Origin of the sequence: Stenotrophomonas maltophilia group sp. Smal12, assembly GCF_037079935.1 — a bacterium.
In the GTDB taxonomy this organism is placed as follows: Bacteria; Pseudomonadota; Gammaproteobacteria; order Xanthomonadales; family Xanthomonadaceae; genus Stenotrophomonas; species Stenotrophomonas sepilia.
Window position 1 is genome coordinate 52,480 of the sequence record NZ_JBAWUK010000015.1, and the last position, 12,253, is coordinate 64,732.

The window sequence follows — 12,253 nt, forward strand, 5'->3', positions numbered from 1 at the left end:
CTCCCCCATGAGTGCAACCCAGGCAGCGCCGGCACGAGACCGGCTGCGTATCGCCATCCAGAAGAGTGGCCGGCTGGCCGAGCCCGCCCGCAACCTGCTCAGCGCCTGTGGCCTGAGCTGGCGCGAAAGCCGTGACAAGTTGTTCTGCTACGGTGAATCGCTGCCGGTAGACCTCCTGCTGGTGCGCGACGACGACATCCCCGGCCTGATCGCTGACGGCGTCTGCGACCTCGGCATCGTCGGCCGCAATGAACTGGACGAGCAGGCCGCGGCACGCCGCCAGATCGGCCTGCCTGACGCCTATCAGGCGCTGCGCGGGCTGGGCTTCGGCCAGTGCCGGCTGATGCTGGCGGTGCCGGAGGAATGGCAGTGGCAGGGTCCGGCGCAGCTGGCCGGTACCCGCATCGCCACCAGCTACCCGGCCATCCTCACGCAGTGGCTGGCGGAGCAGGGCGTGGACGCGCAGGTGGTCGAATTGTCCGGTTCGGTGGAAATCGCCCCGCGCCTGGGCACTGCCGACCTGATCTGTGATCTGGTCTCGAGCGGTGCCACGCTGCGCGCCAACCAGTTGACCCCGGTACACAACCTGCTCGACAGCGAGGCGGTGCTGGCCGGTGCAGTACGAGTGCCGGATGATGCACGCGCTTCGCTGCGCGCGATGCTGCTGCGCCGACTCGATGGCGTGGTGCAGCGCCAGGACCGCAAGCTGCTGATGTTCCGCGCCAGCGAGGATCGCGTCGACGCGCTGGCGCAGTTGCTGGCCGATGCCGAGCCGCTGGTGCGGTTGCCCGCCGATGGCGGTGCGCTGCGCCTGCAGACCATGTGCCCCGGCCCGCTGAGCTGGCAGCGCATGGAGGAACTCGAGCGCGCGGGTGCGCAGGGCCTGATGGTACTGAGCGTGGAGCGGTCGCTGGCATGAACCGTCTGATCTGGTCCCGACTTGATGAGGCCGCGCGCAGCGCGGCATTGACCCGCCCGGTGCAGACCGTGGCGCAGCAGACCCGCGACGCGGTGGCGACGCTGATTGCACAGGTGCGCGCGCAGGGCGACGACGCGCTGCGTGCGATCACCGCACGCTTCGATGGTGTCGAACTGTGGTCCTTTGAAGTGAGCGAAGCCGAGTTCGCGGCGGCCGAAGCCGCTGTCCCCGCCGAACTGCGCCAGGCCATGGTGGAAGCCGCCGAGCGCATCGCCCGCTTCCACGCCGCCGGCATGGGCAAGGGATACGCAGTTGAAACCGCGCCAGGCGTGGTCTGCGAGCGCATGCTGCGGCCGATCGGCCGCGTCGGCCTGTACGTGCCGGCCGGCAGCGCACCGCTGCCGTCTACCGCGCTGATGCTGGGCGTTCCGGCACAGCTGGCCGGCTGCCCGCAGGTGGTGCTGTGCACGCCGCCGCGAGCCGATGGCAGCGCAGACCCGGCCGTACTGGTGGCGGCGCGGCTGACCGGCGTGCAGCGCGTGTTCAAGCTGGGCGGCGCGCAGGCGATCGCTGCCATGGCCCATGGCACCGCAAGCATTCCCGCCTGCGACAAGCTGTTCGGGCCGGGCAACAGCTTCGTGACCGAAGCGAAGCAGCAGGTCGCACAGGAGGGCGCCGCCGCCATCGACATGCCGGCCGGTCCTTCGGAGGTGCTGGTGATTGCCGATGCCGGTGCCAATCCGGCGTTCGTGGCCGCCGACCTGCTGTCGCAGGCCGAACACGGCCCGGATTCGCAGGTGCTGCTGCTGACCGACGATGCCGGGATGCTGGCGGCGGTCGAGGCTGAGGTCGAGCGCCAGGTGGCCCTGCTGCCGCGCGAGCAGATTGCGCGCCAGGCGCTGTCAGCGTCGCGCCTGATCCAGGTTGATTCGTTGGACGAGGCCTTCGCGATCAGCAACCGCTATGCGCCGGAGCACCTGATCCTGGCGCTGCGTGATCCGCGTGCGTGGCTGGACAAGGTGCAGGCGGCCGGCTCGGTGTTCCTGGGTGATTACACCCCCGAAGCACTGGGTGACTACTGCAGCGGCACCAACCACGTACTGCCCACCGCCGGTGCCGCACGTGCCTACAGCGGCGTGAGTGTTGCCAGCTTCCAGAACCTGATCAGCGTGCAGAGCGCCAGTGCCGCCGGCCTGGCCGCGATCGGCGGCTGCGCGCGCATCATCGCCAGCGCCGAAGGCCTGGATGCCCACGAGCGTGCGGTGGCATTGCGCATGGAGGTGGCGGCATGAGCGCGGCTATCGAGGATGTGCTGGCGCTGGTACGCCCGGATCTGCAGGCGTTCGCCGGCTACAGCTCGGCACGCAGTGCGGCGGTGCAGGGCGAGGTCTGGTTGAACGCCAACGAGTCGGCCTGGGCCAATCCGGCCGATGCGGCTGGCAGCAGCCGGCGCTATCCGGAGCCGCAACCGTTGGCGTTGCGCGAAGGCTTGGCGGCGCTGTACGGCGTGACGCCGCAGCAGCTGCTGGTCGGCCGCGGCAGCGACGAGGCCATTGATCTGCTGGTACGCGCGCTGTGCGTGCCGGGTCGCGATGGCGTGCTGGTCACGCCGCCGGTGTTCGGCATGTACGCCGTCTGCGCGCGCCTGCAGGGTGCCGCATTGATTGAAGTGCCGCTGGTGGACAGCGAGGATGGCCTGCGCGCCGATCTGGATGCGGTGATCGATGCGGCCAAGGCGCAGGGTGCCAAGCTGGTGTTCCTGTGCGCACCGTCGAACCCGGCCGGCAGTGACATCGCCTTGGAAGAGGTCGAGCGTGTGGCGGTTGCGCTGCGCGGGCAGGCGCTGGTGGTGGTGGACGAGGCCTATGTGGAGTACGCAGGGCGCGCATCGGCCACCACGCTTCTGGCCGCACACGCCAACCTGGCGGTACTGCGCACCTTGTCCAAGGCGCACGCGCTGGCTGCTGCCCGTATCGGCACCCTGATGGCCGCCCCGGAGCTGATTGCTGTGCTGCGCCGCTGCCAGGCGCCGTACCCGGTGCCGACGCCGTGCGCGGAACTGGCGGTACAGGCGCTGCAACCCGCCACGCTGGCCAGGACCGCCGAACGCGTAGCCACGGTGATTGCCGAGCGCGAACGCCTGCGCGTGGCGCTGCTGGGCCTGCCCGGCGTGCGTCGCGTCTACCGCTCATCCGGCAACTACCTGCTGGTCCGCTTAGCCGATGCCCAGGCCGCGTTCGATACGCTGCTGGCTGCGGGCGTGGTGGTGCGGGACCAGCGCGCCGCGCCGCAGTTGGGTGATGCGCTGCGCATCAGCATCGGCAGCCCCGAAGAGAATGACCGCGTGCTTGCGACCCTGTCGGCGCGGAGGGCCGCAGCATGACCCCGATCCTGTTCATAGACCGCGACGGCACCCTCATCGAGGAGCCGTCCGATTTCCAGATCGATGCCTACGAGAAGCTGCGCTTCGTGCCGCAGGTGATCCCGGCGCTGCTGAAGCTGCGTGATGCCGGCTACCAGTTCGTGATTGTCACCAACCAGGACGGCCTGGGCAGCGACAGCTACCCACGCGCCAGCTTCGATGGCCCCAACGACCTGATGCTGCAGATCTTCGAGAGCCAGGGCATCACCTTCCGTGACGTGCTGATCGACTGCAGCTGGCCGCAGGACAATGCGCCGACCCGCAAGCCGGGCATCGGCCTGATGACTGGCTACCTGCAGGACCGCAGCATCGACTGGGCACGCTCGGCCATGGTTGGCGACCGCATCACCGACCTGCAGTTCGCCGACAACCTCAACATCCGGGGCTTCCAGTTGCGTACCGAACAGTTCGGTGGCGAGTGGGACTGGCCGGGCATCGCGCACGCGCTGGCCGACGCGCCGCGCACCGCCGTGGTCCAGCGCAACACCAAAGAAACGAAGATCCGCGTTGAGCTGGACCTGGATCGCGCCGGTGATGCGCGCATCGCCACCGGCCTGCCGTTCTTCGACCACATGCTCGAACAGATCGGCAAGCACGGCGGCTTCGCCCTCGATATCCAGGCCGAGGGTGACCTGCACATCGATGAGCACCACACCATCGAGGACACCGGGCTGGCCCTGGGCCAGGCCCTGCGCGAGGCGCTGGGCGACAAGCGCGGCATCGGCCGCTACGGCTTCACCCTGCCGATGGACGAGACCCTGGCCAGCGCCGCGCTGGACTTCAGCGGCCGCCCGTACTTCGTGTTCGAGGGCGAGTTCAAGCGCGAGCGGGTGGGCGACATGCCGACCGAGCTGGTGCCGCACTTCTTCCGTTCGCTGTGCGATGCCAGTGGCCTGACCCTCAACCTGCAGGTACGCGGCGACAACGATCACCACAAGGTGGAGGCCTGCTTCAAGGCGCTGGCGCGCGCACTGCGCCCGGCGCTGGCCCGGCAGGGCACGGCACTGCCGAGCACCAAGGGGGCATTGTGAGCGACGTCGCGCTGATCGATGCCGGTGGTGCCAACCTGGGCTCGGTGCGCTACGCACTGGAGCGCCTCGGCGCGACGGTGCGGCTGGTGCGCGACGCGGACGGCCTGGTGGGGGCGCGGCGGGTGATCCTGCCCGGCGTCGGCGCCGCCAGTCCCGGCATGCAGCGTCTGCACGCGCAGGGCCTGGTGGAGCCGTTGCAGCGGCTGGAGGTGCCGCTGATGGGCATCTGTCTTGGCATGCAGTTGCTGTTCGAACGCTCCGAGGAAGCGGGCGTAGAGACACTGGGACTGATTCCGGGCGTGGTGCGCAAGCTGGTGCCGGCCTGTGGCATCCGCGTGCCGCACATGGGCTGGAACCGCCTGCTGCCGCTACGTGAGTCGCTGCTGTTGCAGGGTGTGCCGGAACGCGCCAGCGCCTACTTCGTACATAGCTATGCGGCACCCTTGAATACCCACACCGTCGCTGCCTGCGACCACGGCGGGCTGTTCACCGCCGTGGTGGAGCAGGGGCGTTACTACGGCGCGCAGTTCCATCCCGAACGTTCCGGCGAAACCGGCTCGCTGATGCTGCGCAATTTCCTCGAGGGCACTGCTGCATGAGTTTCATCGTCTACCCCGCGCTGGATATCCGCGATGGCCGCGTGGTGCGGCTGCGCCAGGGCGACTACGCGCAGGAAACCTCCTACGGCGACGATCCGCTGCCGCGCGCGCAGGCCTTCGCCGCGCAGGGCGCGCAGTGGATGCATCTGGTCGACCTGGATGCTGCACGCGCTGGTGGCTATACGCTGGCGCCGCTGCTGGCGGCGATCCGCGCGCAGGCGCCGCTGCAGGTGCAGACCGGTGGTGGCGTGCGTGGCCGCGACGATGTGGCGCGCATCCTTGATGCTGGTGCCGGCCGCGTGGTGGTCGGTTCGCTGGCGGTGCGTCGTCCCGATGAAGTGGTCGGCTGGCTGGAGGAATTCGGCGCCGAGCGCATCACGATTGCGCTGGACGCGCGCCAGGACGCACAGGGGCAGTGGCAGCTGCCGGTGCACGGCTGGACCGAGAACGCCGGGGTGACCCTGGATGACCTGGCCCAGCGCTACGCGCGCGCCGGCATGCGCCATCTCTTGTGCACCGACATCGCCCGCGATGGCATGCTGGCCGGGCCCAATATCGGCCTCTACCAGCACCTGTCGGCCTTGCTGCCGGGGGTGGCGGTGCAGGCGTCCGGCGGCATCCGTGACGTGGCCGATGTGGCCAAGGCGCGTGCCGCCGGCTGCGGTGGTGCGATTCTCGGCAAGGCCCTGCTGGAGCAGCGCATGGACCTGGCGGAGGCGCTGGCATGTTGAGCCGCCGCATCATTCCCTGCCTCGACGTGCGCGATGGCCGCGTGGTCAAGGGCGTGCGCTTCCGCGATCACGTCGACATGGGCGACATCGCTGAGTTGGCACAGCGCTATCGCGACCAAGGGGCGGACGAGCTGGTGTTCTATGACATCGGCGCCAGCCCCGAGGCGCGTTCGGTCGACGTTGCCTGGATCGAGCGCATCGCGCGGCTGATCGACATTCCGTTCTGCGTGGCCGGTGGCATCGACAGCGTGGAAACCGCGCGTCGCGTGTTGTTCACCGGTGCCGACAAGGTGTCGATCAACTCCCCCGCGCTGGGCCGCCCGGAACTGATCACTGAACTGGCCGACGAGTTCGGCGTGCAATGCGTGGTGGTCGGTGTCGATTCGGTGCGCGAAGCAGATGGCCAATGGCGGGTGCGCCGTTTCAGCGGAGACCCGGACAAGACCCAGGCGGTGCCACTGCGCACCCTGGACTGGATTGTCGAGGCGCAACGTCGGGGCGCCGGTGAGATCGTGCTGAACTGCATGGACAGCGATGGTGTGCGCCGCGGCTACGATGTCGCTCAGTTGCAGCAGGCGCGGGCCCTGTGCCAGGTGCCGCTGATCGCCTCCGGTGGCGCCGGTGCGATGCAGCACTTCGCCGAAGCCTTTGACCAGGCCGACGTCGATGGTGCGCTGGCGGCGAGCGTGTTCCACAGCGGCGCCATCGCCATTCCGGAATTGAAGCGCTACCTGCGCGCACAGCAGATCGAGGTGCGGGATGTCTATTGAAGTCAGGCCATCGCTGGATGCGCTGCAGGCGCTGGACTGGGGCAAGGGCGACGGCCTGCTGCCGGCCGTGGTGCAGGATGCCGATACCCTGCAGGTGCTGATGCTGGGCTATGTCAGCGCAGAATCGCTGGCGGCCACGCTGGCCATCGGCCACATGACGTTCTTCAGCCGCAGCAAGCAGCGGTTGTGGACCAAGGGCGAGCAGTCCGGCAACGTGCTGGTGGTGCAGTCGATCAGCGTCGACTGCGATGCCGACACGCTGCTGGTGATGGCCCGCCCGGCGGGGCCAACCTGCCACACGGGTGCGGAGAGCTGTTTCGACCAGGCGCCGAAGGACTTCCTGGGCGGGCTGGACCAGTTGGTCGCGATGCGTGAGGCGCAGCGCCCGCCGGGCAGCTATACGACCCGCCTGTTCGAGGGCGGCATCCGCCGCATCGCACAGAAGGTGGGTGAGGAGGGGGTGGAGACCGCGCTGGCGGCGGTGGCGCAGGATGACGAGGCACTGCTCGGTGAGGCTTCGGACCTGCTGTACCACCTGCTGGTACTGCTGCGCGCGCGCGGTCTGTCGCTGGACGATGCGCGGGCGGTGCTGGAAAAACGCCATCGTTGAAGCGTGGTAGTGCCGGATGCCTCCCATGAAACTGCCTGCCGCCTGGCTGTGCTGCCTGTTGCTGACCTCGCCGGCCTGGGCTGCGGACACCGTGGTCACCGGCAAGGTCTATCTGGAGCGTGACGGCAAGCCGGGCCGCGGTGCGACCGATCCGGGCCTGGCCGGGGTGCAGGTCTCCAACGGCGAGGCCATCGTCAAGACCGCCGCCGACGGCAGCTACAGCCTGCCGGTGCGTGACGGCCAGACCGTGTTCGTGATCAAGCCCGATGCGTATTCGTTCCCGAAGGCGGCAGACGGCCTGCCTTCGTTCTGGCGCCACTTCCGCCCGAACGGCTCGCCGGCGCTGAAGTACGGCGGCATCGCCGCCACCAGCGATGTCACCCGCAACTGGGATTTCGCGCTGCAGCCGGATCGCCATGACAGCCGTCGCGGCTTCCAGATGCTGGTCTTCACCGACTCCCAGACCGCCAGCCTGAAGGACATCGGCTACTACCAGCAGTCGATCGTGTCGCCGCTGGTCGGCCAGACCAAGGCGCGCATGGGCACCACCTTGGGTGACATCGTCAACGATGACCTGACCCTGTATCCGGCAATCAACAAGGTCACTACGTCGCTGGGCGTGCCGTGGTTCCATGTGCCGGGCAATCACGATCTCGATTTCGATGCCGCCAGCGATGAGCATTCGCTGGACAGCTGGCGCAATATCTACGGCCCGGATACCTACGCAGTGGAAGAGGGCGGTGCCAGTTTCGTGTTCCTCGATGACGTGGTGTATGACCCCAACGCAAGGCCGAAGTATGTCGGTGGCCTGCGCGAAGACCAGTTCGCTTTCCTTGCCAGCTACCTGAAGGGCCTGCACAAGGACCGCCTGCTGGTGCTGGGCATGCACATCCCGCTGTTCGACGCCGCGCCGGGGCGCGAGACCTTCCGTCATGCTGACCGCCAGCGCCTGTTCGACCTGCTGAAGGACTTCCGCAACGTGCTGGTGCTCAGTGGCCACAGCCACACCCAGCAGCACGTCTACCACGGCAAGGCCGACGGCTGGAACGGTGACAAGCCGCTGCACGAATACAACGTCGGTGCCAACTGCGGCGCGTTCTGGTCGGGGGTGAAGGATGCCGCCGGCGTGCCGGACAGCACCATGAGTGATGGCACGCCAAAGGGCTACGCGTTGCTGGACATCGCCGCCAATGGCAGCTACAGACTGCAGTACCGGGTGGCCGGCAAGCCGGCCAGCGAGCAGATCGGCCTGCATGCGCCGAAGGTGCTGCGCCAGGGGGCCTATCCGGCGTGGGGTGTGTACGCCAACGTCTACATGGGCGAGGACGCCAGCGTGGTCGAGTACCGCGTTGATGGCGGCGCATGGCAGCCGATGAAGCAGGTCAGCCAGCCCGACCCGCGCCTGATGGTAGAGAACGTGGCCGACGATCTGGCTGACAGCCTGCGTGGCTACGACCGCTCGCCGGAGGCCACCGCTTCGCCGCACCTGTGGCGTGGGGCGTTGCCGACCGACCTGGCCGTGGGCAGCCACAAGGTAGAGGTACGCTCCACCCAGCCCGATGGCGTGGTGTTCACCGCCACCACCCGCTACAGCCTGCAGACGGCCCAGCCCTGACACGCCGCAAGGCCTCTCCAGCGAAAGGACCCCGCATGGATATCCGCTTCATGGCCGGCACCACGCCGGTGACCCTCAGCCGCCACTGGTTCACCGGCGCGATGCTGCTGCAGAGCGCCGCCGAGAAGGTCTGGGTGCAGCATCCGCTGCATCCGGGCACCCACTTCTCGTTCTCGCTGGTACAGTCGTGGCTGCGCCACATCGCCGGCCATGAGGTGCTGGTCGAGCGCACCCGGCCGCTGTTGTTCGCCGGCTTCCGCCCGCAGCGCCTGCGCGTGCTGGTGGATGGCGTGCAGGTGGCCGAACAGGAAGGCATGTAGGCCAACCTGAACCGCCGGCGCGCTAGGCAAAGCCGCCCCGATGCCTGAGAATCGGGGCGATTCAATCGATCCAAGCAGGCCAGCGTGACCATCGCAGCAGCGTCCCCGGTTTCCACCGACTCCGCCCGCGGCGGTCTTCCGCGCAGTCTCGTTGTCGCCGATGTCGGCGGCACCTTCGCCCGTTTGGCGCTGGCTGAAACGCAACCCGGCCAGGCACCACTGCTGGGCAGCCATCGCACCTACGCCTGCGCCGAGCATCCCAGCCTGGCCGCGATCCTGGCCGATTTCACCGCTGGCCTCGGCCAGCCGGTACAGGCCGCCGTGGTCGCCATCGCCGGCCTGCTCGATGGCGATGTGCTGATCAATTCCAACCTGCCGTGGACGGTCTCGCTGTCGGCCACGCGGGTGCAGTCCGGGCTGCATGAGCTGCAGCTGATCAATGATTTTGAAGCGGTGGCGTTGGCCATTCCCTACCTGCAGCCTGACACCCTGGTGCCGCTCAATGGCGATGCTGACCCGGCGCAGGCGTTCCCGGCGCTGGTGCTGGGCGCCGGTACCGGTCTGGGTGCAGCATTGCGCTTTGCCGACGGCGAGCGTCCGGTGCTGGCCAGCGAGATCGGCCATGCCGCGCTCGGCGCCGGCAACGCGCTGGAACTGCAGGTGCTGGACAAGCTGCTGCAGCGCTGGCCGCACGTGGACAACGAGCGCGTGCTGTCCGGAAGTGGCCTGATGAACCTGTATCCGTGCCTGTGCGAATTGCGCGGCGTCACTCCGGTGTGGAGCAGTACCGAGGCACTGATCGGTGCCGCGCGCAGCGGTGAGGATGCGCTGGCCGTGGAAACGCTGCAGGTGTTCTGTGCCTGGCTGGGCAGCCTGGTAGGCGACGCAGCGATCGCGGTGGGGGCGCGTTCGGTGTACCTGGCCGGGGGCATTTCCGCGCATGTGCAGGATTTCCTGGCCGATGGTCGCTTCCGTGAGCGCTTCCTCAACAAGGGCGTGCTGACCGAGGTGCTGCGCCAGGTGCCGGTATGGCGCGTGGAGCATGGCCAGCTGGGCGTTCTCGGCGCAGCGGTCTGGTACGCCGCACGGCAGCCCACGCACGACTGATCGGCGTGGCCGGCATCGGGCCGGCCGTGTATTGCAGACTGGGAGGGGAAGATGGTGGATCGCAGGCAGTTCCTGCAGGCCGGCGCACTGGCCGCAGGCATGGTGGCCTTGCCGGGCGTGCAGGCGCGCACGCAGGGTGGGGCCAGGGTGGTCTCGACCTGGGACTTCGGCGTGCCGGCCAACCAGGCCGCGTGGAAGGTGCTGGCGCAGGGTGGCAGCGCACTGGATGCAGTTGAAGCCGGTGCACGCTGGGCCGAGAGCGAGTTGTGCAACCCCACCGTCGGCCATTGCGGCAACCCGGATCGCGACGGCGTGCTGAGCCTGGACGCCAGCATCATGGATGGCGATGGCCGTTGTGGTGCGGTGGCCGCGCTGGTCGACATCCTGCATCCGGTGTCGGTGGCCCGCAAAGTGATGGAAAACAGCCCGCACGTGCTGCTGGTGGGCGAGGGCGCGCAGCAGTTCGCGGTGCAGCAGGGCTTTGAACGCAGGCACCTGCTGACGCCGCAGGCCGAAGCGGCCTGGCGCGAGTGGCTGAAGACCGAGAAGTACCAGCCGCAGATCAATGCCGAGCGCCGTGGTATTCCCGGCAACAGCGACAACCACGACACCATCGGCATGCTGGCGCTGGATGCCAAGGGCCATCTTGCAGGTGCCTGCACCACCAGCGGCATGGCCTGGAAGCTGCACGGCCGGGTCGGCGACAGCCCGATCATCGGCGCCGGCCTGTATGTCGACAACGAAGTGGGCGCGGCCACTGCTTCGGGCGTGGGTGAGGAGATGATCCGCAACGCCGCCTCGTTCCTGGTGGTCGAGCTGATGCGCCAAGGGCGCTCGCCCGCGCAGGCCTGCCGCGAAGCCATCGACCGCGTGGTGCGCAAGCGCCCCGAAGCGAGCAGAACATTGCAGGTGTGCTTCCTGGCTATGAACAAGCAGGGCGAGGTGGGTGCCTACGCGTTGCACCGCGGCTTCGTCTACGCCGTGTGCGATGGACAGCGCCAGGACGACCTGCGCGACTCGCCGTCGATCTACATGAGCACTCAGGCGTGAGCACGCGGCTGACCCTGGAGATCGCCAGCAACTCGCTGGCCTCGGCGCTGGCCGCGCAGGCCGGCGGTGCCGACCGCATCGAACTGTTCGAGAACCTGGCCGAGGGTGGCACCACGCCGTCGTTTGCCACCATCGCGATCGCCCGCGAACGCCTGTCGATTCCGCTGTTCGTGCTGGTGCGCCCGCGCCCGGGTGATTTCCACTACGACGCATTGGAAACCGAACTGATGCTGCGTGACATCGCGCAGTGCCGCGCGCTGGGCTGCGATGGCGTGGTGATCGGTGCGCTGGATGTGCAGGGCGGTATCGACCTGGCGTTGTGCCGTGAACTGGTGCAGGCCGCCGGGCCGCTGCAGGTGACTTTCCATCGTGCCTTCGACGCGGCCCGCGATCTGCCGGCGGCGCTGGAGCAGGTGATCGGACTGGGTTGTCAGCGCGTGCTGACCTCGGGCGGCCAGGTCAGCGCAGAGGCCGGCGCCGATGTGCTGGCGGGTCTGGTCACCCAGGCGGCGGGACGTATCACGGTGATGGCCGGCGCCGGGCTGGGCCCGGCCAACATCGCCGCCGTTGCGCGACGGACCGGCTGCACCGAACTGCACGCCTCGGCCAAGGGCCTGCGCCGCTCGGCGATGCAGTTCCAGAACCCGGCTTTGCGCGGCCTGGACCCGGACTGGAGCCAGACCGCCACCGCGACCGTGGCCGCGCTGCGGCAGGCGCTGGACGGCGCAAGGTAGCCCGCTTCTGCTGTAGAGCCGAGCCAACGCTCGGCTGCGCTTTGCGGCAAACGACATCAGCCGAGCACGGGCTCGGCTCTACAGTCGCACGCGACGACGCGGACAAAACCGTTCCGCGCGCGGTTGTCGCGATCGTGTCATTGACGTGTGCGCTGTTCTCTCAGCGATGTTTCGCAACCCTTTGATTGTTCTTGATACCTGCGGCTGATAGCGGCATTGCCTAGGGTGTTGCTGCATCGCCGCATGCCCGGCGTGGTTCAGCTGTGCTTTAGTTTGGATCGATCCACAGGGGAGGTGCCATATCGGTCGTGAACCGATCCAGGCGCCTGGATCCGTCGTAGTGCC

At 68.4% G+C, this 12,253-nt stretch carries 13 protein-coding genes; all 13 read left to right on the forward strand.

The features are described 5' to 3' along the window. Positions 1–7 precede the first annotated feature (7 nt). The 13 genes from hisG (at position 8) to WDC87_RS09005 (ending at position 11,908) form a co-directional block, all read left to right on the forward strand. Entirely contained in the window at positions 8–919 is a 912-nt protein-coding gene (gene hisG / locus WDC87_RS08945) for an ATP phosphoribosyltransferase (RefSeq protein ID WP_049438529.1), read from the forward strand. Next, positions 916–2,211, forward strand: a complete 1,296-nt coding sequence (gene hisD / locus WDC87_RS08950; protein WP_252744940.1) for a histidinol dehydrogenase — start codon at positions 916–918, stop codon at positions 2,209–2,211. The genes hisG and hisD overlap by 4 nt, the downstream gene beginning before the upstream one ends. Then, positions 2,208–3,302 (forward strand): histidinol-phosphate transaminase, encoded by a 1,095-nt coding sequence (gene hisC / locus WDC87_RS08955; RefSeq protein ID WP_188241337.1) that lies wholly within the window; start codon positions 2,208–2,210, stop codon positions 3,300–3,302. The genes hisD and hisC overlap by 4 nt, the downstream gene beginning before the upstream one ends. Then, positions 3,299–4,372 (forward strand): bifunctional histidinol-phosphatase/imidazoleglycerol-phosphate dehydratase HisB, encoded by a 1,074-nt coding sequence (gene hisB / locus WDC87_RS08960; RefSeq protein ID WP_252744941.1) that lies wholly within the window; start codon positions 3,299–3,301, stop codon positions 4,370–4,372. The genes hisC and hisB overlap by 4 nt, the downstream gene beginning before the upstream one ends. Further along, positions 4,369–4,971 (forward strand): imidazole glycerol phosphate synthase subunit HisH, encoded by a 603-nt coding sequence (gene hisH, locus WDC87_RS08965; protein ID WP_072169069.1) that lies wholly within the window; start codon positions 4,369–4,371, stop codon positions 4,969–4,971. The genes hisB and hisH overlap by 4 nt, the downstream gene beginning before the upstream one ends. Continuing rightward, positions 4,968–5,702 carry a 1-(5-phosphoribosyl)-5-[(5-phosphoribosylamino)methylideneamino]imidazole-4-carboxamide isomerase gene (gene hisA, locus WDC87_RS08970; RefSeq protein WP_252744942.1) on the forward strand — a complete coding sequence of 245 codons (735 nt, stop codon included), beginning with the start codon at positions 4,968–4,970 and terminating at the stop codon, positions 5,700–5,702. The genes hisH and hisA overlap by 4 nt, the downstream gene beginning before the upstream one ends. Further along, complete coding sequence (gene hisF, locus WDC87_RS08975) at positions 5,696–6,472, forward strand: imidazole glycerol phosphate synthase subunit HisF (RefSeq protein WP_252744943.1); 777 nt, start codon at positions 5,696–5,698, stop codon at positions 6,470–6,472. Before hisA ends, hisF begins: the two co-directional genes overlap by 7 nt. Next, the gene (gene hisIE, locus WDC87_RS08980) at positions 6,462–7,082 is read left to right on the forward strand and encodes a bifunctional phosphoribosyl-AMP cyclohydrolase/phosphoribosyl-ATP diphosphatase HisIE (protein ID WP_072169072.1); all 621 of its coding nucleotides are present in this window, start codon (positions 6,462–6,464) and stop codon (positions 7,080–7,082) included. The genes hisF and hisIE overlap by 11 nt, the downstream gene beginning before the upstream one ends. A gap of 25 nt (positions 7,083–7,107) precedes the next feature. Beyond that, positions 7,108–8,697 carry a calcineurin-like phosphoesterase family protein gene (locus WDC87_RS08985; RefSeq protein ID WP_252744944.1) on the forward strand — a complete coding sequence of 530 codons (1,590 nt, stop codon included), beginning with the start codon at positions 7,108–7,110 and terminating at the stop codon, positions 8,695–8,697. A gap of 35 nt (positions 8,698–8,732) precedes the next feature. After that, positions 8,733–9,017, forward strand: a complete 285-nt coding sequence (locus WDC87_RS08990; RefSeq protein ID WP_072169074.1) for a hypothetical protein — start codon at positions 8,733–8,735, stop codon at positions 9,015–9,017. An 84-nt stretch (positions 9,018–9,101) separates the two neighbouring features. Then, positions 9,102–10,124, forward strand: coding sequence for a glucokinase (locus WDC87_RS08995; protein WP_088497321.1), 1,023 nt, complete (start codon positions 9,102–9,104; stop codon positions 10,122–10,124). 51 nt (positions 10,125–10,175) lie between these two features. Continuing rightward, positions 10,176–11,174, forward strand: coding sequence for a N(4)-(beta-N-acetylglucosaminyl)-L-asparaginase (locus WDC87_RS09000; RefSeq protein ID WP_072169076.1), 999 nt, complete (start codon positions 10,176–10,178; stop codon positions 11,172–11,174). Then, positions 11,171–11,908 carry a copper homeostasis protein CutC gene (locus WDC87_RS09005; protein ID WP_088497322.1) on the forward strand — a complete coding sequence of 246 codons (738 nt, stop codon included), beginning with the start codon at positions 11,171–11,173 and terminating at the stop codon, positions 11,906–11,908. The genes WDC87_RS09000 and WDC87_RS09005 overlap by 4 nt, the downstream gene beginning before the upstream one ends. Positions 11,909–12,253 lie beyond the last annotated feature (345 nt).

What these genes read in the sequence shown, in the direction of transcription:
- hisG (WP_049438529.1), top strand. Translation starts at nt 8, where the DNA reads ATGAGTGCAACCCAGGCAGCGCCGGCACGAGACCGGCTGCGTATCGCC.
- hisD (WP_252744940.1), top strand. Translation starts at nt 916, where the DNA reads ATGAACCGTCTGATCTGGTCCCGACTTGATGAGGCCGCGCGCAGCGCG.
- hisC (WP_188241337.1), top strand. Translation starts at nt 2,208, where the DNA reads ATGAGCGCGGCTATCGAGGATGTGCTGGCGCTGGTACGCCCGGATCTG.
- hisB (WP_252744941.1), top strand. Translation starts at nt 3,299, where the DNA reads ATGACCCCGATCCTGTTCATAGACCGCGACGGCACCCTCATCGAGGAG.
- hisA (WP_252744942.1), top strand. Translation starts at nt 4,968, where the DNA reads ATGAGTTTCATCGTCTACCCCGCGCTGGATATCCGCGATGGCCGCGTG.
- hisF (WP_252744943.1), top strand. Translation starts at nt 5,696, where the DNA reads ATGTTGAGCCGCCGCATCATTCCCTGCCTCGACGTGCGCGATGGCCGC.
- hisIE (WP_072169072.1), top strand. Translation starts at nt 6,462, where the DNA reads ATGTCTATTGAAGTCAGGCCATCGCTGGATGCGCTGCAGGCGCTGGAC.
- WDC87_RS08985 (WP_252744944.1), top strand. Translation starts at nt 7,108, where the DNA reads ATGAAACTGCCTGCCGCCTGGCTGTGCTGCCTGTTGCTGACCTCGCCG.
- WDC87_RS08990 (WP_072169074.1), top strand. Translation starts at nt 8,733, where the DNA reads ATGGATATCCGCTTCATGGCCGGCACCACGCCGGTGACCCTCAGCCGC.
- WDC87_RS09000 (WP_072169076.1), top strand. Translation starts at nt 10,176, where the DNA reads ATGGTGGATCGCAGGCAGTTCCTGCAGGCCGGCGCACTGGCCGCAGGC.